This window comes from Methylophilus sp. 42, assembly GCF_000384155.1.
In the GTDB taxonomy this organism is placed as follows: Bacteria; Pseudomonadota; Gammaproteobacteria; order Burkholderiales; family Methylophilaceae; genus Methylophilus.
On record NZ_KB913031.1, the window covers coordinates 1140771 to 1163732 of the forward strand.

General features: G+C 50.7%; 18 protein-coding genes, 1 tRNA gene and 1 pseudogene. 6 read left to right on the top strand and 14 right to left on the bottom strand.

Translation table 11 applies throughout. From position 1 onward, the window contains the following. Nucleotides 1-61 precede the first annotated feature (61 nt). On the bottom strand, nucleotides 62-919 hold the full coding sequence (locus tag MET42_RS0105630) for a zinc dependent phospholipase C family protein (protein WP_019881846.1): 858 nt from the start codon (nucleotides 917-919) through the stop codon (nucleotides 62-64). Nucleotides 920-1050: 131 nt separating this feature from the next. Here MET42_RS0105630 and MET42_RS0105635 point away from each other — a divergent pair, with 131 nt between their 5' ends. Together MET42_RS0105635 and MET42_RS0105640 are read left to right on the top strand one after the other, a co-directional pair. After that, nucleotides 1051-2250, top strand: a complete 1200-nt coding sequence (locus tag MET42_RS0105635) for a glycosyltransferase (RefSeq protein ID WP_198289762.1) — start codon at nucleotides 1051-1053, stop codon at nucleotides 2248-2250. A gap of 121 nt (nucleotides 2251-2371) precedes the next feature. Beyond that, nucleotides 2372-2737 (top strand): putative quinol monooxygenase, encoded by a 366-nt coding sequence (locus MET42_RS0105640; protein ID WP_019881849.1) that lies wholly within the window; start codon nucleotides 2372-2374, stop codon nucleotides 2735-2737. A gap of 81 nt (nucleotides 2738-2818) precedes the next feature. On the opposite strand, the gene pstB is transcribed toward MET42_RS0105640, so the two are convergent. From pstB to MET42_RS0105670, 6 genes are all read right to left on the bottom strand, one after another. Then, a complete protein-coding gene (gene pstB, locus MET42_RS0105645) occupies nucleotides 2819-3598 on the bottom strand; it encodes a phosphate ABC transporter ATP-binding protein PstB (RefSeq protein ID WP_019881850.1) in 780 nt (259 codons plus the stop codon). A gap of 25 nt (nucleotides 3599-3623) precedes the next feature. Further along, nucleotides 3624-4562, bottom strand: coding sequence for a phosphate ABC transporter permease PstA (gene pstA / locus MET42_RS0105650; RefSeq protein WP_019881851.1), 939 nt, complete (start codon nucleotides 4560-4562; stop codon nucleotides 3624-3626). Between the two features lie 79 nt (nucleotides 4563-4641). Continuing rightward, complete coding sequence (pstC, locus tag MET42_RS0105655) at nucleotides 4642-5568, bottom strand: phosphate ABC transporter permease subunit PstC (protein ID WP_019881852.1); 927 nt, start codon at nucleotides 5566-5568, stop codon at nucleotides 4642-4644. Between the two features lie 138 nt (nucleotides 5569-5706). Further along, entirely contained in the window at nucleotides 5707-6702 is a 996-nt protein-coding gene (locus tag MET42_RS0105660; protein ID WP_019881853.1) for a PstS family phosphate ABC transporter substrate-binding protein, read from the bottom strand. A gap of 124 nt (nucleotides 6703-6826) precedes the next feature. Next, nucleotides 6827-7828: an inorganic phosphate transporter gene (locus MET42_RS0105665; protein ID WP_019881854.1), complete on the bottom strand. Its 1002-nt coding sequence runs from the start codon at nucleotides 7826-7828 to the stop codon at nucleotides 6827-6829. 21 nt (nucleotides 7829-7849) lie between these two features. Next, nucleotides 7850-8506 (bottom strand): DUF47 domain-containing protein, encoded by a 657-nt coding sequence (locus tag MET42_RS0105670; protein ID WP_019881855.1) that lies wholly within the window; start codon nucleotides 8504-8506, stop codon nucleotides 7850-7852. Nucleotides 8507-8676: 170 nt separating this feature from the next. On the opposite strand from MET42_RS0105670, the gene prfB reads away from it, so the two are divergent. Continuing rightward, nucleotides 8677-9781 (top strand): peptide chain release factor 2 gene (gene prfB, locus MET42_RS0105675; RefSeq protein ID WP_157380505.1). Its coding sequence is split into 2 segments (ribosomal slippage): nucleotides 8677-8757 and nucleotides 8759-9781, totalling 1104 coding nucleotides; the frame shifts between segments, so codons are not numbered across the junction. Nucleotides 9782-10231: 450 nt separating this feature from the next. Here prfB and MET42_RS0105680 read toward each other — a convergent pair. From MET42_RS0105680 to acs, 4 genes are all read right to left on the bottom strand, one after another. Next, the gene (locus tag MET42_RS0105680; protein WP_019881858.1) at nucleotides 10232-10624 is read right to left on the bottom strand and encodes a YchJ family protein; all 393 of its coding nucleotides are present in this window, start codon (nucleotides 10622-10624) and stop codon (nucleotides 10232-10234) included. A gap of 71 nt (nucleotides 10625-10695) precedes the next feature. Next, the gene (locus tag MET42_RS0105685; RefSeq protein ID WP_019881859.1) at nucleotides 10696-11160 is read right to left on the bottom strand and encodes a hypothetical protein; all 465 of its coding nucleotides are present in this window, start codon (nucleotides 11158-11160) and stop codon (nucleotides 10696-10698) included. A 31-nt stretch (nucleotides 11161-11191) separates the two neighbouring features. Further along, a complete protein-coding gene (locus MET42_RS0105690; RefSeq protein ID WP_019881860.1) occupies nucleotides 11192-12766 on the bottom strand; it encodes a peptide chain release factor 3 in 1575 nt (524 codons plus the stop codon). A 152-nt stretch (nucleotides 12767-12918) separates the two neighbouring features. Next, nucleotides 12919-14895, bottom strand: a complete 1977-nt coding sequence (gene acs / locus MET42_RS0105695) for an acetate--CoA ligase (RefSeq protein ID WP_019881862.1) — start codon at nucleotides 14893-14895, stop codon at nucleotides 12919-12921. Nucleotides 14896-15004: 109 nt separating this feature from the next. Here acs and glnE point away from each other — a divergent pair. Then, nucleotides 15005-17737 (top strand): annotated as a pseudogene (glnE, locus tag MET42_RS0105700) (bifunctional [glutamate--ammonia ligase]-adenylyl-L-tyrosine phosphorylase/[glutamate--ammonia-ligase] adenylyltransferase); the annotation flags it as partial. A gap of 20 nt (nucleotides 17738-17757) precedes the next feature. Here glnE and MET42_RS0105705 read toward each other — a convergent pair. The 3 genes from MET42_RS0105705 to dhaL all read right to left on the bottom strand — a co-directional run bounded on the left by MET42_RS0105705 (nucleotide 17758) and on the right by dhaL (nucleotide 21821). Continuing rightward, on the bottom strand, nucleotides 17758-19710 hold the full coding sequence (locus MET42_RS0105705; protein ID WP_232411342.1) for a diguanylate cyclase domain-containing protein: 1953 nt from the start codon (nucleotides 19708-19710) through the stop codon (nucleotides 17758-17760). Nucleotides 19711-20114: 404 nt separating this feature from the next. Next, a complete protein-coding gene (gene dhaK / locus MET42_RS0105710) occupies nucleotides 20115-21113 on the bottom strand; it encodes a dihydroxyacetone kinase subunit DhaK (protein ID WP_019881866.1) in 999 nt (332 codons plus the stop codon). 75 nt (nucleotides 21114-21188) lie between these two features. After that, nucleotides 21189-21821: a dihydroxyacetone kinase subunit DhaL gene (gene dhaL, locus MET42_RS0105715; protein WP_019881868.1), complete on the bottom strand. Its 633-nt coding sequence runs from the start codon at nucleotides 21819-21821 to the stop codon at nucleotides 21189-21191. 121 nt (nucleotides 21822-21942) lie between these two features. Here dhaL and MET42_RS0105720 point away from each other — a divergent pair. After that, a tRNA-Arg gene (locus tag MET42_RS0105720) sits at nucleotides 21943-22018 on the top strand. A 168-nt stretch (nucleotides 22019-22186) separates the two neighbouring features. Continuing rightward, nucleotides 22187-22933 (top strand): 30S ribosomal protein S2, encoded by a 747-nt coding sequence (gene rpsB / locus MET42_RS0105725; RefSeq protein ID WP_019881869.1) that lies wholly within the window; start codon nucleotides 22187-22189, stop codon nucleotides 22931-22933. Nucleotides 22934-22962: the final 29 nt, after the last annotated feature.

Here is a 22962-nt window from a genome sequence, read left to right on the forward strand (position 1 = left end):
AAGGCGAGCTAGTCTTTAGATGGCGCCAATGCCAATAGATTCAAGTCCAGGGGCTATTTCGCTAACAATCTGGCTGGTTAGACCATTGATGCTGATAGTGCTCAAAGGCACTAATGGCGCGCGTAGGGCGCAGGCGGGCATCTTGCAGGCATTTACGGCGCCAGTCATCGAGTTGCTCCATGCCCAGGTTGATATGCTCGGCATGCAGTGATGGAAAGTGTCCGTTAAGCAGTTGCGGCAGGTCCTGCAGCGCCAGCGTGACCTGGTCACGGTAGTAGCCCAGTTTGTGTTCAAACTCGTTATCCAGCCTGCAGTAACGGCGCAGCAGATATTGTGGAATACGTGACAGGCGCAAGGCCTGGTCTGCACTGGCCAGGCGAGAGACTGCTTTATTCACCGTGTCGGCTTCGCATTGCAATGATTGTGTCAGCGTCTCTACAATGGTCTTGCGGTGTATACGCAACAGTTTGCCAGGGGTAGGCAGGTCTGGCACATGCAGGTAGGCATCCATGGCCCACTCGGCAGCGGCATGGGTGAGCAGGCTGTGGTGCTGCCATTTGGCCTCAAAGGTCGGCACAAAGTGCTGGTGGGCAACCACGTCTGTCAGCAGGTGCAGGTTGTAGCCGATGCCCAGTGCCAGTTGCCTATCGTTTTTGGTATGCAGTAGTTGTTGGCCGATGCCCCAGCCATGGCTATGGTTAAACGTGCGAGATACCACGGCCAGGTCGGGCAGGCAGGCGCCAGCCATCACCAGTGTCGGGTAGCGCCGCATGACGCCCAGCCAGGGCAGTGGCAACAGCGGCAAGGCCTGCAACCACTGGTGTGTATAGGCAACATGCGAATACAGGCCCCAGGCATGCGCTTCACTTGGCAGGGCCAGTAACAGTAGCAAAATAATGGTCAGGGTGCGGAGTGACATGCGCGCACTTTGCGCCTGCTAAATGACAGTTAGATGAAATCTGTATGACGTTGATATGAAAGCAGTTTTTGTCACAAAAGCATCATGAGCTCTTGTTAAGCTATGTGAGATTTGTTAACTCGGAATCCTGCATGAAAATATTGATGATTTCAGATGTGTACTTCCCGCGCGTGAATGGGGTGTCTACCAGCATCCGTACCTTTGCCGAGAGCTTGCGCGAGCAGGGTCATGTCGTCCATCTGATTGCACCGCAGTATCCTGTCCAGCCGGGCCAGCCACTGTCGGCAGACGAGGCCTGGATTACCCGCATAGACGCCCGTAAAATCGTCTTCGATCCGGAAGACTATTTAATGAAATGGTCAGCCTTGGTGACTTACATCAACAGCCTGCATCCAGGCGATTATGACCTGGTGCATATCCATACGCCTTTTATTGCGCATTATGCCGGGCTCAAGATTGGCAAAAGACTGCAAGTGCCGGTAGTGGAAACCTATCACACCTTTTTTGAAGACTATATGCATCATTATTTGCCTTGGGTGCCACGCCAATGGGCAGTGCGTATCGCACAATCGGTGTCACGCAAACAATGCCAGCAGGTGGATACCGTGGTATCTCCTTCAGCGCAGATGCGGGAGGTCTTGCAGCAATATGGTGTTACCACGCCTATCACGGTCATTCCGACTGGTTTGGATGCTTCGCGTTTTATTCCCGGTGATGGGGCCGCGTTCAGGGAAAAATACGGCATTCCGGCACAACGCCCTTTATTGATGTTTGTTGGCCGTGTGGCTTATGAAAAGAACATACAGTTTTTGCTTGAGATGTTGTCACTGGTGATTCAGGATCACCCCGAGGTGTTGCTGGTGATTACCGGTGAAGGCCCGGCCGAGGCGATGTTGAAGAAAATGGCGCGTGATAATGGGCTGCAGTCGCACGTGATGTTCCTCGGTTACCTTGACAGGGCGGTTGGATTAAACGCAGCTTATCAGGCGGCAGATATTTTTGTGTTTGCCTCCAAGAGCGAAACGCAAGGCCTGGTCTTATTGGAAGCCATGGCGCAGTCGACGCCGGTGGTGGCGATTGCCGAATTGGGCACTGCGTCCATTTTACGCCAGGAGCAGGGTGCCTTAATTGCGAAAGATGATGAGTTGCACTTTGCAGAGCAAGTACAAACCTTGCTCATAGACCATCAATTGCGTGAGCGCGTTGGTAAGCAAGGCAAACGTTATGTGGAGCAAGTATGGTCCAGCGACGCACAAGCAAACAAACTGCTTGAGTGCTATGAGCGCCTGATGCTGACGCATATGCCCATGGCAGCGTCTGCCGCGGCCTAAGTGTAGCGGCCTCATTAAAATCCTGATTTTGTGCCGGGAGGCTTGACGGTCAACCGGCTGCCCGCCAAGATATGGGCAGACTTGTATTGATGCAAGCGTAACCTATCAGGAGAAATCAACCATGTTTACCCCAGACACCTGCTGCACGCTGGTTCCTTATTTTGAAGTGCCTGCCGAGAACCTGGCTGCATTTAAGGCGCTAGGTGCCCAGTTTTTAGACAAGACCCGCAACGAAACCGACTGTATGCACTATGCATTCTCATTCAGCGGCAATATTGCGCATTGCCGTGAAGGTTATGCCAGTGCAGCTGGCATTCTTGCGCATCTGGAAAACGTGGCTGAGCCACTGGGGGAAGCACTTAAACTCGCCAAATTGATTCGCCTGGAAGTACACGCACCGGCGGCAGAAGTGGAAAAGCTCAAAGCGCCTTTAGCCGCATTGAGCCCACAGTTCTTTGTATTGGAAGCAGGCATCCGCCGACAGTAAGATTGATGCCAGTGGACAATAAAAAACGCCACATAGTGTGGCGTTTTTTATTCGAGCTTTTAAATTAACCAAACGTTTAAATTAGCCAAACTTGCCGGTAATGTAGTCTTCGGTTTCTTTACGGCCCGGATTGGTGAAGATTTTGTCGGTATCGTCATACTCGATCAACTCACCCAGGTACATATACGCGGTGTAGTCGGATACGCGCGCTGCCTGTTGCATATTGTGCGTCACCACCAAGATGGTCAGCTTGCTGCGCAACTCGACCATCAGCTCTTCAATGTTAGCGGTTGCAATTGGATCCAGTGCTGAAGTGGGCTCGTCAAACAGCATGATTTCCGGGTCGGTGGCCAATGCACGGGCGATACACAAACGTTGTTGCTGGCCGCCGGACAGGTTGAATGCCAGGTCGTGCAAACGGTCTTTGACCTCGTTCCATAAAGCCGCGCCTTTGAGCGCTTCTTCTACTTTGTCGTCCATGATGCGTTTGTTGTTTTCACCACGCACGCGCAGGCCGTAAGCCACGTTTTCGTAGATGGATTTCGGAAACGGATTAGGTTTCTGGAACACCATGCTGATACGCATGCGCACTTCAATCGGGTCTACGCCTGAATCCAGCACATTCGTGTTGTCCGGGTGCATCACAATCTCGCCCTGGTATTTATTACCAGGATATAAATCGTGCATACGGTTAAAACAGCGCAGGAAGGTAGATTTTCCGCAACCGGATGGGCCAATCAGCGCCGTGATTTTATTTTCATACAAAGGCATGGAGATGCCTTTGAGTGCGCGTGCGCCGTTGCTATAAAAAAAGTTTAAATCGCGTGCTTCGGCTTTTATTGCAGTTGTGACAGTGGCCATGGAGTTTCCTAAATCTTATGTGGCATTACCATTTAATATTTTTACGAATTTTGTAGCGCAACCAGATGGCTGCACCGTTCATTAACAGCGTGACAACGATAATCAGTGCACCGGTGGCAGCCGCATTGACATGAAATGCATGGTCAGGGCGCGACAGCCAGTTAAACATTTGAATCGGCATCACAGTAAAGCCTGAAGACAACCATTCAAAATTAAGGAATGGTGGTTCAGTCGTGATCGGGCTTGGTGGCAAGAAGGCGATAAACGTCAGTGCACCAATGGTAATAATCGGCGCAGTTTCACCCAGGGCGCGCGCCATGCCGATAATGATGCCGGTCAGGATACCGCCGTAAGAGTACTTGAATACGTGATCGTAAACGACTTGCCATTTGGTCGCGCCGACGCCATAAGCAGCTTCGCGGATAGACACCGGAATAGCGCGGATGGCCTCACGGGTCGAGACAATGACAATCGGCAGAATGAGCAGGCCCAAGGTCAGGCCGGCGGTCAGAATGCTTTGGCCGAAGTCCAGCATGTAGACAAACAGGCCCAGTGCCAGCAAGCCGTAAATGATGGACGGCACGCCTGCCAAGTTAGACACGTTGATTTCAATCAGGTCGGTAAACCAGTTTTTTGGTGCGTATTCTTCCAGGTATAAGCCAGCAGCGACACCAATGGGTACGGCGGTCAGAAACGTGACAGACATCACCAGTAACGAGCCAACCCAAGCTGAAAGTAGACCGGCGCGGCCAGCACGGCGCGAAGGGAATTCAGTTAAAAAATCCAGGTTAAATTTTGGATGCCCATCGGCAATCAGTTGCCAGAACAGCAACATCAGTGTCATTAAACCCAGCATCAGGCAAATCAGGCCCAGGGTGGCAAACAGTGTGTCATTGCGCTTGTGGCGTTTAATCATGGCGCGGACGTCGGCCAGATTTTCGAGGACAGAAGCTTTATGTTCCATGATTTTTTATTTCCGCATTGGCCAGTAGTCTGGCTACTGGCAGTGTATGGTGGTTATATGTCAGCAATGAGACAGTTTATTAGTAGCTTTCGCGGTATTTTTTACGTACCCAGTGGCCAAAAATGTTGAATGACAAAGTCATTGCCATCAATACCAGGCCTGCTGCAAAAATACTTTGATAACCGATACTGCCATGTGGCAAGTCACCCATGGCAACCTGTACGATATAAGCGGTAATGGTCGCTGCACTATCCAGCGGGTTAAAGGTCAGGTTAGGTTGTTGACCAGCGGCAATCGCGACTACCATGGTTTCGCCCACCGCGCGTGAAATCGCCAGAATATACGCTGCCACAATGCCGGAAATTGCTGCCGGTGTGACTACTTTAATTGCTGTCTGGAAACGTGTCGCACCCATGGCGTAAGAGCCTTCACGCATGCTCATAGGTACGGCGCGCATGGCATCTTCAGACATGGAGGCAATGTACGGAATAATCATGATGCCCATCACAATACCGGCACCCAGCATGTTGAAGCTCGGCAGGTCAGGATAAATGCTTTGCAGTAAAGGGGTCACAAAAAACAACGCGAAATAGCCGAATACGACGGTAGGCACGCCGACTAATAATTCCAGGATAGGCTTGATGATTTCGCGCGTTTTGTGTGAAGCAAATTCAGACAGGAAAATCGCTGAAATGGTACCAATCGGCACGGCAACAGCCAGTGCAATGGCCGAGGTGGTCAAGGTGCCGGATACCAGCGGCATAATGCCGTAGTGCGCATCTTCAAATAAGGGCGTCCATTGCGTATCGGTAAAAAACTCAATAACGGACACTGTTTTGAAAAAACTCAGAGATTCGTACAGCAACACGCCGACAATCGCAAATGTGGTGGCGACAGCGACCAGGGCTGCCATCATCAGGATCAGTTCAATAATCCGCTCTTTGACATTGCGGCGGATATTTTTCGCCAGTCTGGGGCTGATGGTCAGTTGCACGGGAGCTTGCATTGCTTGGGTCGCCATAGTGTGTTGATCTTTTGCTAATGATCAAGAGTATTGATCTGCCAGGGAAGAATTTTAGCGGATAATCCGCGGTTCAGGCCGAGTCATCACTAAAAAAGGGGCGTTGCAGCCCCTTTTTTATGATTACTTGATGCGGGATAACAAGTCAGTAATCTTGATGCCAACTTCAGAGGTGCCGTTGAAGCCAGTGCCTGGTTTCATTGCCTTGAAGTGTTCTTTCACGGCAGTGTAATCTGCTTTTGGCAATGGCACATATTTCACTTCTTTTACCAGCTCTGGTGCGTTTTCCAGGTAATAGTTAACGAAGGCTTTCACTTCTGGTCTGAAGGCCGCTGAAGTGGCATTCACATAAATGAACAGCGGGCGGGATAATGGCTGGTATGTACCATCCATCACAGTTGCTTCGGATGGCAACACTGGTTTACCACCTTCTTTAGCCACCACAGGTACAGCTTTTAGCTTGTCCGTGTTTTCCAGGTAGTAAGCCAGGCCGAAGTAGGCCATGCCGCCTGCATTACCAGCAACGCCTTGCACTAATACGTTGTCATCTTCAGACGGTGTGTAGTCTGTGCGGCTGGCTTTGGCTTTGCCATTGATTGCTTCTGTAAAGTAATCAAAGGTACCAGAGGCGGTGCCTGGGCCATACAGGTTAATGGCTTTGTCTGGGTAAGTGGCGTTCACTTCTTTCCAGCTTTTCACTTTGGAGCCTGGCTCCCAGATTTTTTTCAGCTCTGCAACGGTGATTTGTTTCACCCAGTCGTTTTTACCATTCACGACCACGGTCAATGCATCGTAAGCGATAGGCAATTCAATAAATTGCACGCCGCCTTCTTTACACGCATCAATTTCTTTTTGTGAAATAGGGCGGGACGCATCTGAAATATCAGTTTCGCCACGGCAGAACTTCTTAAAGCCGCCGCCAGTGCCAGATTCGCCGACAGTGACCTTAACGCCTTTGGCGCGTTGGAATTCTTCAGCGACGGCTTCGGTAATCGGGTAAACCGTACTGGAACCATCAATCTTGATGATTTTGTCCGCAGCCGTTGCTGAGTGCGTGAAGCTAAATGCCTGAACGATCAGACCGGCCATTAAAGTATTGCGGAACAAACGGGTTTTCATCTATACACTCCTGTGTTTGGTGTTGTCTGTTGTGATGCACGAAATCATAAAAACTTAATATGACAGAAATGTGACAAAAAATAAAAAAGGCGCAGTCTGCGCCCCTTTTTATCATTGATTTTCCTTACAGCAAGCTTTCACCAATATGATAGGCAATCGCCGCCATGATCGCGGCACAAGGAATGGTGAGCACCCACGCCCAGACAATGCGTGACGCCAGGCCCCAGCGTACGGCCGTCATGCGGCGTGATAAGCCGACGCCGACGATCGCACCGGTAATGGTATGGGTGGTAGAGACTGGAATGCCTAAACTGGTCGCCAGGAATAAGGCAATCGAGCCTGAGGTTTGCGCAGCGAAGCCACCGGTCGGGCGGATCTTGGTGATGCCCATACCCATCGTACGCACAATGCGCCAGCCACCAAACAGCGTGCCCAGACCCATCGCCAGCTGACAGGCAATGACGACCCAGAAGGGGACGTGAAAGTCACCGTGCAAATAGCCATTGGCAAACAGTAATACGGTGATGATGCCCATGGTTTTCTGCGCGTCATTAGCGCCGTGGCCCAGGCTGAACAATGAAGATGAAATAAATTGCAGTTTGTTAAACCGGCTTTCTATTTTGTAAGGTGACGATTTTTGAAACACCCACATAATGCCAATTGATAACAGCAGCGCGAGTATCATGCCAAACAGTGGCGACAGGATAATGGCAATGCCGGTGCTGATCAGCTTGCTGCCGATAATCACGCCTTTGGTGCCAGAATGTGCCATGCCTGCGCCAATCAGGCCGCCAATCAGTGCGTGAGATGAAGAAGAGGGAATGCCAAACCACCAGGTGATCACATTCCAGGCAATGGCGCCAAACAGCGCGCCAAAAATGACGGTGTTATTGACAATGTTCGGGTCAATAATGCCTTTGCCCACCGTATCGGCCACGTGCAGGCCAAAAAACATAAACGCGACAAAGTTGAAAAAAGCGGCCCAGATCACTGCCGCCTGCGGAGTCAATAAACGGGTGGACACCATGAGCGCAATCGAGTTGGCCGCATCGTGAAAACCGTTCATAAAGTCAAAAATCAGGGCGACGAAGACTAGCACCGCCATGACTAAAATCACATGATCCATGTTGAGTTCCTGGTGACGGTGTTAGATGCGTTCAAGCACAACGCCATGGATGACGTCAGCCACGTCTTCACAGCTGTCTACGGCCTCTTCAAACAGGTCATATAATTGTTTTGAGCGGATTAAGGTGCGTGCGTCATGGTCTTCTTCAAACAGTCTGTGCATGCCGGAGCGCATGATATGGTCGGCTTCGCCTTCAATCTTGCTGATCTCTTCACAGGTGCGCAAAATGCGCTCGGCATTTTTCATGTCAGACAACATGTGTACAGCATCCTGGACTTTTTCAGCGGCACGCAACAGGATTTGCGCCAGGGCGACCATCTCAGGCGTGAATTTGCTATGGCCGTAAATTTCCACGCTTTGCGGAATGGCTTCCATATAGTCGATGATGTCATCAAGTGCCATCGCCAGCTCACGAATTTCGCGGCGGTCAAACGGGGTGATAAAGGTTTTGTGCAAGGACAGCAGGATTTCCTTGGTGTACTCGTCTGCCTCGGATTCAATATCGCGAATATCAGAGAAATGTTTCTGAAAACTTGCCTGATCGACTTCCGCAGCCATCAGGGCCAGCACTTTGGAACCACGCACCGCACAATCGGCCAGACGGTTAAACAGTACAAAATAGTTATCGTTTCTGGGGCTGATTGCAGCCATGATGCGGCCAAAAGTGGCATTCGCCATTGGGTACTCCCTGGTGGTTTCAAAGTTTTGTGACAGGGATTTTACTATTTTGTGACAATGTTTGTGACAAAAATCTGTATCTGAAATGGAATACAAGGCATGTTTTGGCGCTGAATCAACGTTTTAGCTGCGGTATAATAGTGGTTTTTACACAATTTAAAATCAATCACATGGAAGCAGAACAACTAAATGCCATCGCCAATGCGTTGAGCGATTTGACCCAACGTCACCATGCCCTTCGGGGGTATCTTTGACTACGAAAACAAAGAGCAACGTTTAGCCGAAGTGAACGGCCTGCTGGAGGATCCCAAAGTCTGGGACGATGCCGAAAAAGCGCAAAAGCTCGGCAAGGAAAAACGCATGCTGGAAACCGTGGTTACCACGCTGGATGCCGTCGCACAATCGCTAACGGATAGCCAGGAGCTGTTCGACATGGCGCGCGAAGAAAGCGATGACGATACGCTGCTCAGCGTCAATGATGACGTAAAAAAAGTCGAAAAAACCATCGCCGAGATGGAGTTTAAGCGCATGTTCTCGCACCCCATGGACGCCAATAACTGCTTTATTGAGTTTCAGTCTGGCAGTGGCGGCACTGAGGCACAAGACTGGGCGGGCATGCTGTTGCGTATGTATTTGCGCTATGTGGAGCGCAAGGGCTTTACGGTAGAAGTGCTGGAAGAGTCTGAAGGTGATATCGCCGGGATTAAAGGCGCTTCTATCAAAGTCAGTGGCGATTATGCATTTGGCACGCTACGCACGGAAAGTGGTGTGCATAGACTGGTACGCAAGTCACCGTTCGATGCCAACTCCAAACGCCATACCAGTTTTGCCAGTGTGCAGATTTTCCCCGAAGTCGATGATTCAATTGAAATTGAAATCAACCCGGCCGATTTACGCATTGATACCTACCGCGCCAGTGGTGCCGGTGGTCAACATATTAACAAAACCGATTCCGCAGTACGGATTACTCACTTGCCGACCAACGTGGTGGTGCAATGCCAGAATGACCGCTCGCAACATCGCAACCGCGAGGAAGCGATGAATATGTTGAAAGGTGCATTGTATAACCTGGAGCTGAACAAACGTAACGAAGAGAAGCAGGCGCTGGAAGATGCCAAAACCGATATTGGCTGGGGTCACCAGATTCGCAGCTACGTATTGGACCAGGGCCGAATTAAGGATTTGCGTACCAATGTCGAGATCGGCAATACGCAAGGGGTGCTGGATGGTGATCTGGATCCATTTATTATGGAGAGCCTGAAGCAGGGCATGTAATTTTTGTGTGAATATTAACCCCGTCTGTTTGTTGATCGGCAGGCGGGTTTTTTATTACTTGTTGTGATACAAAGCGTTACACAGCGATACACCGTTGAGATATTGATACGCCTAGAATAAACCTGACATCACATGATGAGTGCAGGAGAACGAAATTTATGGCGAGTATTATTTGCAAGGTGAGCGCACAGTTTACCCAGAATATCTTTTTACGCTTAGATAAGCATCAATATGGTTACCTGGATCAGAATACACTGGAACAAGCCTTAGTCGGCCTTAGTCAATATGAGATCAAGCAACTTTTGCTAGCGCTGGATCAGGATGGCCATCAGCGCATCTATCCGCATGCGCTTCATCTTGCCATCCTGGATTGGCTCAGTGAGCCGAGCACTCTCCCGATTTCGACTTCATTTGCCAGCCTGATTGTCCTTTATGGACTGGATGACGAGGTTAATCTACAGGCGACTTCTGGTTCTCGCCGACATATAACCAGCGATCATTCTCTTTTACAAACCGGCTATGCTCGGTAAGTTGCGATTTTTTCTGGTTGCCACTCTGATAGGTTGCGCTAAATTCAACTTCGGCATGTGTGGCATCTGACTGGTGATGTGTTTTCACCTGTAACTTCATCCATTTAATGCCATTCAGGTCATCCAGGGTCAATGTTTCTGGCCTGGTGTCCGGATGCCAGGTCGCTAGAATATAGTCCGGCAGTTTCATCACATAAGCACTGTAGCGCGAACGCATTAAGCGCTCTGCATCCGGCGCTGCTTGCCCTTCATGTAAAGGCTGGCAACAAGCGCTATAAGGCTGGCCGCTATAGCATGGGCAAGGGTTTTTCATATGACTCCAACTCTCAAAAACACGCTATTTATCACTAGGTTGTTACCTGAGTGATAAGCTCTGGTCACAGATTAAAATAATTCGGACTGGGCCGCAGGCGGTGCTGCCAACAGCTTATCTATATCAAGCTCAAAAATACCCAGCTTTCCAGCGCAGGGCATCAACGGTAATGGCGTGGCCTGCTCAAATAAAAAACCATAATATTCTTGATGTACGCCGCCAAAATGCGCGCGCTGTTCGCGACTAATGCCAGCAGGTAACTCACCAGGCTTGCTGCACAAAACCAGTTTGGCTATGCCAACGACGCCGCCATATTCCAGTTTGTCTCGGTCAGGGATGGGAACGTCAGTGTGGCGTTTAATGTACTGATAATATTCCTCATACAGGCCTTTGCTGGCATGAATGAGGATGGGGCCGCGATATTGCGTGCCCCAGCTGCGGTCGTCCACCAGTAAATAGCCGTTGGCAATCAGCCATGCAAATGGTTGCTTGAGAGACAATGCCTTGAGCACGCCGGACGGCACTAAAGTGGACATGGTCTGACTACCTGATATTAATTGCCCGCGCTTAGGCGATTTCCCGTGTTTCCATAAACTGGATATCAGGATAACGTTCTTGTGCCATTTGCAGGTTAACGCGGTTAGGGGCCAAGTAAACGTAATCATCGGCACTATCGAGGCCGACGTTAAAGCCGTATTTATCCGCAATCGCTTTCAGGTCGGCATCAGAGCCTTTGAGCCAGCGTGCGGTGTAACAGTCGTAGGGCTCAAACACCATGTCGACGCCATACTCATGTTCCAGGCGGTGCGCGACTACGTCAAATTGCAACATACCCACGGCGCCCAAAATCAGGTCGTTCGACAATAAGGGGCGGAATAGCTGCGCCGCGCCTTCTTCGGATAACTGTTTGAGGCCGATTTGCAGCTGCTTCATTTTCATCGGGTTTTTAATGCGCGCGCGACGGAAAAACTCTGGCGCAAACGACGGGATGCCAATGAATTTGAGTGCTTCGTTTTCGGTAAACGTGTCGCCCAATTTAATCGTCCCGTGGTTGGGGATGCCGATAATGTCGCCGGAGTAGGCTTCATCCATAATGGTGCGGTCTTGCGCCATGAAAGTGATGGCGTTATTGACGTTGAGCATCTTGCCGGAGGCGACCTGCTTGATCTTCATGCCGCGCTCAAAACGGCCGGAGCATACGCGCAAAAACGCAATGCGGTCACGGTGTTTGGGGTCCATATTGGCCTGGATTTTAAATACAAAGCCAGCGAATTTTTCTTCGTTAGCCGTCACAGCACGGGTGGCTGTTTTGCGGGCTTGTGGCGGAGGTGATAAGTCGACTACCGCATCCAGCAGCGATTGCACGCCGAAGTTATTCACGGCTGAGCCAAAAAATACCGGCGTTTGTTTACCGCTTAAATAACGTTCTTTATTAAATTCGTTAGAAGCGCCACGTACCAGCTCAATATCTACGCGCAGCTCTTGCGCCTGGTAGCCAATCAATTCATCCAGTCTTGGATTATCCAGACCTTGAATGGTCTCTGAAGTGCCTTTTTCAGCGCGCGGATCAAAGAATAAAATGGAGTCATTGACCAGGCTATACACGCCACGGAAGGTTTTACCCATACCGATTGGCCAGGTCATCGGCGCGCATTCCATCCCCAATGTCGTTTCGATTTCATCCAGCAACTCAATAGGCGCGCGGCTTTCGCGGTCCAGCTTGTTGATGAAAGTAATAATTGGCGTGTCGCGCATGCGGCAGACATTAAGCAATTTAATGGTTTGCGCTTCGACGCCGTTTACAGAGTCGATCACCATCACGGCCGAGTCCACGGCGGTCAGGGTGCGATAGGTATCTTCAGAAAAGTCATCATGGCCGGGCGTGTCGAGCAAGTTGACCATATGTTCACGGTATGGGAACTGCATCACGGAGGAGGTGACAGAAATGCCGCGTTGCTTTTCCAGTTCCATCCAGTCTGAGGTGGCATGACGCGCCGCTTTACGGCCACGCACTTCACCGGCCACCTGGATCGCACCACCAAACCACAGCAATTTCTCGGTGAGCGTGGTTTTACCCGCATCCGGGTGCGAAATGATGGCGAAGGTACGGCGGCGTTCAACTTCTTGCTGCAAACTGGACATGAAAAAATAGCGCTTTGGGAAAAAGCGCTATTTTAACCCAGATTTTACATTGGGCCGCATCATGCACCAGGCCGGATTATTTTCGCATCAGGAAAATGGCTACTGCCGCGAACACAATCAGGATAATCAGGCCTTCCACATCTAGTCCAGTCTTAGTTGATTGGCTGCTTCAATTGTTCCAGAATGGCGGGATTGTCCAAGGTGGAAATGTCCGAAGTGATTTCTTCACCCTTGGCCAGGCTACGTAGCAAGCGGCGCATGATTTTGCCTGAGCGGGTTTTGGGCAGATTGTCGCCAAAGCGGATTTCGTCGGGTTTGGCAATCGGGCCAATTTCCTTACCTACCCATTCGCGCAGTTCAGCAACGATTTTTTTCGCTTCTTCACCTTCCGGGCGCTTGCCTTTGAGCACGACATAGGCCACCACAGACTCACCTTTGATCGGGTGCGGTTTACCCACCACTGCAGATTCAGCCACTAAATGATTGGCAACCAGGGCTGATTCAATTTCCATGGTGCCTAATCGATGACCAGACACGTTCAACACATCATCAATACGGCCCATGATGGTGAAGTTGCCGGTGTTGACATCACGTACCGCACCGTCGCCCGCCAGGTAAAGATTACCACCCAGCTCAGCCGGGAAGTAGCTGGTTTTATAACGCTCAGGGTCGTTATAAATGGTGCGTATCATGGACGGCCAGGGTTTCTTAATTACCAACAGGCCGCCGCTGCCCCAGGGAAGGTCTTTGCCCGTTTCATCCACGACATCAATATCAATGCCGGGGAAGGGCAGGGTACAGGAACCTGGTACCAGTGGTGTGGCGCCAGGTAATGGTGTGATCACATGACCGCCGGTTTCGGTTTGCCAGAAAGTGTCGACAATCGGGCAACGGTTGCCGCCGACCTGTTCGTAGTACCACATCCAGGCTTCCGGGTTGATCGGTTCACCCACGGTGCCCAGCAGGCGCAGGCTGGATAAGTCGAAATGGTTGGGGTGGGTAGTGAAGTCAGTTTCACCGGCTTTAATCAATGAACGGATCGCTGTCGGCGCGGTGTAAAACACGCTGACTTTGTGGCGCTGGATCATTTCCCAGAAACGGCCAGCGTTAGGGAAAGTAGGGATACCTTCAAACACGATTTGTGTTGCGCCCATGGCCAGTGGGCCGTAGGTCACATAGCTGTGGCCGGTAATCCAGCCCACATCGGCCGTACACCAGTAAATATCATCCGGCTTGATATCGAACGTCCAACGCATGGTGTTCATGGCATGCAGCAAATAACCTGCTGAACTATGTTGTACGCCTTTGGGTTTGCCGGTAGAGCCTGAGGTATAGAGCAGGAATAATGGATGTTCGGCATCGACCATTACGGGTTCACAGGTATCGGCCTTGTCGGCAATCAGGTCATGCCACCAGGTACATTTATTATCCCAGGCCACGTCCTGGCCGGTTTTCTTGAATACCACCATGTGGCGAATGCTGTCACAGCCACCCATGGCAATGCCTTCATCTACCGCTTGTTTCAGTGGCAAGGTTTTGCCGCCACGGTATTGGCCGTCAGAGGTGATGACGGCGACTGCGCCGGCGTCGATAATACGCTCGTTCAGGCTCTTGGCCGAGAAGCCGCCAAACACGACGGAGTGGATAAGCCCTAAGCGTGCACAGGCCTGCATGGCTACGATGGCTTCAATGCCCATCGGCAGGTAAATGATCACGCGGTCGCCTTTAACCAGGCTTAATGATTTCAGGCCATTGGCGAACTGGCAAACCTGGTGATACAACTCTTTATAAGTGATATTTTTAACGTCGCCGTTATCTGCTTCAAAAATAATGGCGGTTTTATTCGGGATGGTTTGCAGGTGCTTGTCCAGGCAGTTGGCGGAGACGTTCAGCTCGCCATCTTCAAACCATTTATAAAATGGCGCATTGTCCTGGTTCAGCGTTTTGTTGAATGGCTTGTGCCAAATCAATAACTCGCGTGCCAGTTTGGCCCAAAATCCTTCGTAATCCTGCAATGCTTCTGCATGCAGGCGCTGGTATTCCTCCATGCTGCCCACCGCTGCCTGGCTGGCAAACGCCTTGCCTGGCGCAAATACGCGGTGTTCATGAAGTACTGATTCGATAGACATAGCGACCCCCAAAAATCAATGTCAAAAAATGAAAGTGTGAGCGAACCTCAGGTATTATTATTCTGGTTCTGATTGACAAACTCTCCGAGCACACAACTCATTACAAGAGCAAAAACTCATGCAACAGCTTGCCCAAATTCTAACAGAAAAGCAGGTCGCGTCTACAGAGGCCGCCTATTTGCTACATGCAGCAGCCTGCAGCCCATTTTTTGCCAGATTCGTTACGAAACATACAGATTTTATAACTGATTTGTTAGATAACTTATATAAGACATATAAGACTGAAGATGTTAACACTTTGTTTTTATATGAAAAAGATATTGAAGAATCTGTTTTTTTGCAACAAATCAGGCTGAACCGGCAGCGTTTAATGGCGCATATGATCGTGCGTGACCTGAATGGCCTGGCAGACTTTGCCGAAGTGGCAGAAATCACCAGTGCCCTGGCTGAATCAGCCATTACTGCCGCGGTGGATTTTTATCACGCCCGTTTGGCAGAAACCTATGGCAACCCGCGCGATGCCCAGGGGCAGGCACAACGCATGATTGTGGTCGGCATGGGCAAGCTGGGTGGTCGCGAACTGAATGTGTCGTCTGACATTGACCTGATTTTTGCCTACGAGCAGGAAGGTGATACGGATGGGGCAAAGTCGATCAGCAACCAGGACTTTTTTACCAGATTAGGTAAAAAGGTCATTGCTGCGCTGGATGATGTCACGGCAGATGGTTTTGTGTTTCGCGTCGATATGCGTTTGCGGCCATTTGGCTCAGAGGGCGCACTGGTGTGCAACCTGGATGCGCTGGAAGATTATTACCAGAATTATGGCCGCGAGTGGGAGCGCTATGCCTGGATTAAAGGCCGCGCCGTGTGTGGGCCTGAGGCAGCGCTGACTAAGGTGATGAAGCCTTTCGTGTTCCGCAAATACCTGGATTTTAACGCCTATGCCTCCATGCGTGACCTGAAAGTGCAGATTCAGCGCGATGTGGTGCAACGCCGCTTGTCTGACAATATCAAGCTGGGGCGTGGCGGTATTCGCGAAGTCGAGTTTATTGCGCAGGTGTTCCAGCTGATCCGCGGCGGGCAACTACCTGATTTGCAAATCAAGCCGACATTGGCGGTGCTGGATTGCCTGGCAACGCGTGGCATGCTGCCTGCTGACGACGTCTCTGCGTTAAAGGAAAGTTATATTTATCTGCGCAACCTGGAACATCGGCTCATGTATATCGATGACCAGCAAACACAGGACTTACCAGATTCGGAGACTTACCGCGGCTATTTATTACACATGCTCAAGCAGCCGGATTGGGCCAGTTTTATCGCTGAGCTGAATATTCACCGCGACCGCGTACAACGTTTTTTCGACGATACATTTAAAGACGAGCAAAGCAATGACTTGCAGCAGGAAACCGCACTGTGGCAAGGCACCGTGAGCGGCAGCGAAGCCGGACAATGGCTGGCGCAGCACGGCTACACACGTGCCAGTGATATTGTGCATTTACTGCACCAAACGCGTAACAGCCAGCGTATCCAGCAACTGCCGGAGCAGAGCCGCCGCCGCCTGGATCAACTCATGCCTTTGTTGTTACGCGAAGCGAGCCAACAGCAAAGCACCACGCCAGATACCGCCTTGATACGGACACTGGATTTACTGGAGAGCATCTGCCGCCGCGCCAGTTATCTGGCCTTGCTGGCTGAGTTTCCGGATGCGTTGGCTTTGATTGTTAAACTCTGCGCCGCCAGCCCGTGGATTGCGCAGTATGTCTCCGCCCACCCGATTTTGCTGGACGAATTGCTCAATAAGCAAACACTGTTTAAGCGGCTGGATGCAGCACAGTTGAAAATTGAGCTGACGCGCCATATGCAGCAACTGGCAGGTGATGTGGAAGCGCAAATGGATGCCGTGCGGCATTTTAAGCATGCCAATGTGCTTAAAATTGCCGCCCAGGATTTGATGACCGCCTTGCCGCTGGAGGCGATTTCAGACGATTTGAGCGCGCTGGCCGATGTGATTCTGCAGGTCAGTGTGCAAACGGTTTGGCAAAATTTGCCGTTTAAGCATCTTGAGATACCGAAGTTTGCCGTGATTGGCTACGGCAAGCTGGGCGGCAAAGAGCTGGGTTATTTGTCTGACCTGGATATTATTTTCCTGTTTGAAGATGAGGCCGACAGGGCGCAGGAAATTTATGCGCGTTTTGCACAGCGACTGAATACCTGGTTTAACACCTTGACCAATGCCGGCCTGTTATATGAAACCGATTTGCAGTTACGGCCAGATGGCAATAGCGGCTTGCTGGTGAGTACGGTGCAGGCCTTTGCTGAATACCAGCAACATAAAGCCTGGGTGTGGGAGCATCAGGCCATTACCCGCGCACGTTTTGTGGCAGGTGAAACGGCGATTGGTGAAACATTTGAGCAGGTTCGTCGTCAGATTATGTGTCAGCCGCGCGATACTGCTGCACTCAAACAAGAGATTGCCCAAATGCGCGAAAAAATGCGCGAGGCGTATAAACCCAAAGCCGATCGCTTTGACGTCAAGCAAGGGGTGGGCGGTATTATTGATGTTGAGTTTGTGGTGCAATATCTGGTGCTGGCACAGGCAGTGCATTATCCTGAGCTGACTGACAATATTGGCAATATTGCCTTGTTGCAGCGTTGTGCCAAGCTGGGTTTGATTGAATCAAGCGCGCTGGCTGAAAAAGTCGCTGATGCTTACCGTGAATATCGCACCTTGATACACCATGCCAAATTGCAAGGCCTGGATGCGCTGGTGGCCGATGACCAGTTGCAGTCCGAGCGGGCGGCTGTGGTGCAATTGTGGCAGGCGCTGTTCGCTGATGATTGAGCGTGGCGTCGGCTGATACGCTAACTGTCCGCCACATCCTCTTGTGGCGTTGCATTTCCGCTATAAGTAATCACCAGGTTACGGCCGGACTGCTTGGCTTCATAAAGCGCCAGATCGGCATGTTTATACAGCAATTCGTAGGCATAAATCGTCTCTGCTGCGCACGAAATACCAATGCTGATTGTGGTGTGGAAGCTTTGCGTACGTTGTGTGGTATAAAATGACAATTCGGCAATCCTGACACGTATGCGCTCGGCAATCACGCGCGCTTCTTCCAGGCTGGTGTTGGGTAATACCACGGCGAATTCTTCGCCGCCCAATCTGCCCAGCAGGTCTTTTTCACGGATGGTATTTTCTATGGTGCGCGCGCAAGCGACCAGCACCTGATCGCCTTGTGGGTGGCCGTAAGTATCATTGATGATTTTGAAGAAATCGATATCCAGCATCAGGAAACACAGCGGCTCGCCAGCATGATCTGCCTGCTGCACCATCGCTTTGGCCCGATTGTAAAAGGAGTGCCGGTTGGGGATTTGCGTCAGGCTATCGATGGTGGCTTCTTTTTCGGCTTTGTCTTTTGCCCGTTGCAACTCACGCGTCCTCACCTTGACCTGATCCTCCAAGGAGTGGGTCAGGCGCTGCATGTCGCTGCGGAAGTGCTGCAAACTGCCAGACATGCTTTTAAACAGTTTGGCCAGTTTGCCAATTTCATTATCCAGATGGTCAGGCAGTGGCAGCACATTGCCGGTGATTTTTTCATAACGTTGTCCTTCAATGGCGCTAGACGCGTCCATAAATGTTTCCAGCGGGCCAACCACTTTTTTCATCATCACCAGATACAGCATGATGAGTTCAATTACCAGCGCAAACAGGCTGACAATCAGGATGAATTTGGCTGCCTTGAGAGAGGGGGAGGAGAGCAGAGATTTTGGATACACGGTGACAAACCACCAGCCGGGGCCATCAATTTTTGATACGGCGAGAAATTCGTCATCCGACTCGACAATAAAGTAATCCTTTTGCTTGTTCTTGATATTGGATTGCAGCGTTTGAAAGTAGTGATGCAGTTGTGTGTCTTTCAGCTGTGAAATCATCAGCATGCCGCGCGTACGGTTCATTTCCTTGATTTTGGCCGGATGCGCAATCAGTCGGCCGTCTTCCCTGAAAATAAAATTATAAGTGCCTGATAAATGGTCATTAAACACGCGTTCAAACAAGGCATTCAGCAAAATGTCATGGCCGATATTCAGTGTGTTGGTTGGTGTGATATCAATTGGCGTTTCCAGTGACACCATCCACTCCAGCGCGGTGGGGTCGTAGTAAAGGCCGGTCCACACGCTTTTGCGCTCGGGGTTGTTTTGCCGCGTGGTGATATAGACCCATTCCTCACTTAGCACATTCAATTTACTGGTGGCGTTATCCGCCCATCTCACGCCTGGCCAATACACAATGTTGACGTTCTCCGGCATGGAGACATAGAGGTTAGCAAACTGCCGTGTCCAGGCCACGCCAAAGTGATCGACCATGGTGTAGGCAAGCAGCAGTTTCTTTCTGAAGGCATTGTTTTCAATCGGGGCGTTGGCGCCAATATAGGCGGTGACATCTTTGCTGATCAGGCCGGAATGGTTGAAATAACCGTCGTAGGCTTTTTTCTGTAAGCGTATGGTCTGGTCTGACCTTCTTTCAAACACGTGCCAAAAGAACGCGTCGTTATAGAAAAAGTCCTGCTGCCAGTGCGCCAGATAGCTGGCCCTGAAAATCTGGTGGTTTGACTCCGCCAGCTTGAAAATCCCGCTTTCGCGTTGCCCGCGCTCCTGAATGTAATGCTCCAGGCCGTCTATGGTCGAACTGACCAGGGTTTTATAAATGTGCCAGTAGGTGAGTGCGCTGACGACAATAATGACGATGCTGACCCTGACGGCCATCTGCAACATCACATCCATGGTTAACGATTGTTTGTAGTTCGGGAAACGCATAATCATTCCGGGAAAGCTATATTTCTGGAGACAGTGGAAATCGTGCTGAATGTGAATTCAGGAGGAATAGCAGATGGTTGTTGCAGACATACACGCTCAAATCTTATATTTATGTTGTTTTGTTTTATATCAATCCGCCTGTGGCAAGGATTGTTTCGCAGCCCTGAGAATCAACATACTCCTGCGTTCACGGAGACGCAATGACTAAATAGGCCTAATGACGTCGCGTGTTGCAGATTGCTGCAATTATGCTGATTTTGTTGAAAACGGGCAGAAGCGTGGATGGTTGACAGTGGCGGTCTGGAAATGAAAATACTTCATTTGCGGTAGCGCTGAGTTTGCAATAAGCCGAGTTTGGCAGACCGGCCCTGGCAGGCCGGTTCGGAGAGAGAGGGTAGATGCTTTTAGCAGCCCCAGCGTAAACCGGCCGTGTGTACCGGGCTATCCCAGTGTTGTTTGATCTCGTTATCCAGCAAGCAAACGGTGAGTGAAGCGCCTGCCATGTCGATGGCGGTAATATAGTTACCGACCAGGCTGCGGGCAATGCCGAATCCTTTCTCTGTGAGCAATTTCGCCGCCGTGTTGTAAATCAGGTATAACTCCATGAGTGGCGTGGCGCCCAGGCCATTGACCAGCAGTAAAATCTCGCCTTGGGTCGGTAATTGTTTGGCTTCGAAGTCGTGCACGATGGCATTTACCATGTCGGCGACAATGGCATCCGCTGTACGCATCGCTTCGCGGCGACGGCCGGGTTCGCCATGGATGCCGACACCCATTTCGATTTCGCTGTCGCTGATGTCGAATGTTGGTCGACCGGCGGCAGGCACAGTACAACTGGTGAGCGCTGCGCCTATGCTGGAGGTATGCAGGTTGATTTTATCGCCCAGCGCCTTGCAACTGGCGAGGTCAGCGCCGGTTTCTGCCAGGCTGCCGACACATTTTTCGATAATCACTGTGCCTGCCACACCGCGGCGGCCAGTCGTATACGTGCTGTTGACGACGGCGCAATCATCTGAAGTGAGCACCGTTGCATGTTCAAACGGCAGCATTTCAGTCGCCATTTCAAAATTCATCACATCACCGGCATAGTTTTTAACTATAAACAGCACGCCTTTGTCGGCATGCACCGCTTCTGCGGCTGCCAGCATCTGGTCAGGTGTCGGGGAGGTGAATACCTGGCCGGGGCAAGCCGCATCCAGCATGCCTTTGCCCACATAGCCCGCATGTAGTGGCTCGTGGCCAGCGCCACCGCCAGAAATGATGGCGACTTTGTTATGTGATTTGTGTTTGCGGCTGACGAAAGTGGGGTCGAATTGCACTTCGACCAGATCGTTATGCGCAGTGGCAAAGCCAGTCAGGCTTTCAATCAGCATGTGATCAACGTTGTTGGCGAATTTTTTCATATCGATGCCCCTGTTCTTTTGTAAGCGGATGGCGTAACGCCCGGCTGGTAATGGTTTGCTTGTGACTGCCTTGTTTTATTGTCCAGATACTATGAGGTCACAGATGGTATCTATCATGACCTGGCAACTTTTTGCACCAGCATCCAGATGACCGATCACTCGCTCGCCCAAGCCTGAGGCGCGGCCTTTGGTCGCCAGCATGTTGCGGGTAGATTCCAGGCCGTCGCTGGCGATAGGCTTCAATGCTGCGGCGATGTCTTTGTCAGACTGGCCTTGTTCTGCCAGTTGCTGGAATGTGGTGGCCACCGGGATCAAGACATCCAGCATGGTTTTTTCACCGGCTTGTGCCTTGCCGCGCTGTATAATTGCCTGCACGCCTGCTTCAAACGCAAGTGCGATTTGTAATGTGGTAATGGTGTCGCTGGTTTTAAGCGTTTTACTCATGCTCATAAAAAAGCTGGCAAATAAGGGGCCGGAGGCACCACCAATGGTGCTGAGTAACTTCATGCCGATCTTGTTCAGCGCATCAGCGGCGGGTAGGGTGTTGAGTTCATCTGCCAGGCCGGCAATCGCTTCACAGCCACGCTTCATATTGATGTAATGGTCGCCATCGCCGATCTCGCGGTCCAGGCATTCAATATCGGCTTCGTGGGCCAGAATGGCATCACGGATGGCGGCGGCATAACGGTTGATGACTGAACTGTGCATTGTCGGTAGCTTAAAGAGACTGAAAACCGCATGTTACTCACAAGCCTGCTGCGTCGGCAAGTCTGATTTTGTTGTTTTCAGGGTAGGCGTTTTGGTCGCTTGCGTTTAAAATAGCGCCGCGGTCCTCGTGGTGAAACAGGATATCACCAGCCCCTCCTAAGGGCTAGTTTCAGGTTCGAGTCCTGACGGGGACGCCAGCGATGCTGATAAAACAGTTAAGTGCTTGAAAGCAATTGATTTAAGCGCTATAATTTTGGATTGACTTTCATGTCAATTAACTTGCATGTAATCACATTGGGTGCCTTTAATCGGGTGTTTTTGATTGCATGTTAATGAATAACCCTTTGAATGGAAAGACTAAAATCATGTCTGTGACTATGCGTCAAATGCTGGAGGCCGGTGTTCACTTTGGCCACCAAACTCGTTACTGGAACCCGAAAATGGCTGAGTTCATCTTCGGTGATCGTAACAAAATTCATATCGTAAACCTGGAAAAAACACTGCCACTGTTTGAAGAAGCACAAAAATACGTGCGCACACTGGCAGCAAACAAGGGTCGTATTCTGTTCGTGGGCACCAAGCGTCAAGCTCGTGACATCGTCAAAGAAGAAGCGCAACGCGCTGGTTGTGCTTACGTCAACCACCGCTGGTTGGGCGGTATGCTGACTAACTTCAAAACTGTAAAACAGTCTATCAAGCGTCTGAACGACTTTGAAGCCATGATCCAAGACGGCAGCATCGACAAGTTCGGTAAAAAAGAAGCTTTGGGTATCAAGCGCGAAATCGAAAAACTGGAGCGTTCTATCGGCGGTATCCAGGAAATGGGTGGCTTGCCAGATGCGATTTTCGTGATCGACGTTGGTCATGAAAGCGGCGCGATTACTGAAGCACGCAAACTGGGTATTCCAGTGATCGGTATCGTGGATACTAACAACTCTCCAGACGGCATCACTTACGTGATCCCTGGTAACGATGACTCCTCACGTGCGATTCGTTTGTATGCTCGTGGCATGGCAGATGCGGTATTGGAAGGTCGCGCAAACGCGATTTCTGAAATCGTAAAAGCTGCTCAGGAAGAAACTGCACCAGCAGCTGAGGCTGTTGCCGAGTAATTTCGGATGGCTTGAAAAGGGGGCGCATC

Bases quoted from the DNA above. Each gene is read 5' to 3' on its own strand.
- MET42_RS0105630 (WP_019881846.1), bottom strand. From the start codon at position 919: ATGTCACTCCGCACCCTGACCATTATTTTGCTACTGTTACTGGCCCTG.
- MET42_RS0105635 (WP_198289762.1), top strand. From the start codon at position 1,051: ATGAAAATATTGATGATTTCAGATGTGTACTTCCCGCGCGTGAATGGG.
- MET42_RS0105640 (WP_019881849.1), top strand. From the start codon at position 2,372: ATGTTTACCCCAGACACCTGCTGCACGCTGGTTCCTTATTTTGAAGTG.
- pstB (WP_019881850.1), bottom strand. From the start codon at position 3,598: ATGGCCACTGTCACAACTGCAATAAAAGCCGAAGCACGCGATTTAAAC.
- pstA (WP_019881851.1), bottom strand. From the start codon at position 4,562: ATGGAACATAAAGCTTCTGTCCTCGAAAATCTGGCCGACGTCCGCGCC.
- pstC (WP_019881852.1), bottom strand. From the start codon at position 5,568: ATGCAAGCTCCCGTGCAACTGACCATCAGCCCCAGACTGGCGAAAAAT.
- MET42_RS0105660 (WP_019881853.1), bottom strand. From the start codon at position 6,702: ATGAAAACCCGTTTGTTCCGCAATACTTTAATGGCCGGTCTGATCGTT.
- MET42_RS0105665 (WP_019881854.1), bottom strand. From the start codon at position 7,828: ATGGATCATGTGATTTTAGTCATGGCGGTGCTAGTCTTCGTCGCCCTG.
- MET42_RS0105670 (WP_019881855.1), bottom strand. From the start codon at position 8,506: ATGGCGAATGCCACTTTTGGCCGCATCATGGCTGCAATCAGCCCCAGA.
- MET42_RS0105680 (WP_019881858.1), bottom strand. From the start codon at position 10,624: ATGAAAAACCCTTGCCCATGCTATAGCGGCCAGCCTTATAGCGCTTGT.
- MET42_RS0105685 (WP_019881859.1), bottom strand. From the start codon at position 11,160: ATGTCCACTTTAGTGCCGTCCGGCGTGCTCAAGGCATTGTCTCTCAAG.
- MET42_RS0105690 (WP_019881860.1), bottom strand. From the start codon at position 12,766: ATGTCCAGTTTGCAGCAAGAAGTTGAACGCCGCCGTACCTTCGCCATC.
- acs (WP_019881862.1), bottom strand. From the start codon at position 14,895: ATGTCTATCGAATCAGTACTTCATGAACACCGCGTATTTGCGCCAGGC.
- MET42_RS0105705 (WP_232411342.1), bottom strand. From the start codon at position 19,710: ATGCGTTTCCCGAACTACAAACAATCGTTAACCATGGATGTGATGTTG.
- dhaK (WP_019881866.1), bottom strand. From the start codon at position 21,113: ATGAAAAAATTCGCCAACAACGTTGATCACATGCTGATTGAAAGCCTG.
- dhaL (WP_019881868.1), bottom strand. From the start codon at position 21,821: ATGCACAGTTCAGTCATCAACCGTTATGCCGCCGCCATCCGTGATGCC.
- rpsB (WP_019881869.1), top strand. From the start codon at position 22,187: ATGTCTGTGACTATGCGTCAAATGCTGGAGGCCGGTGTTCACTTTGGC.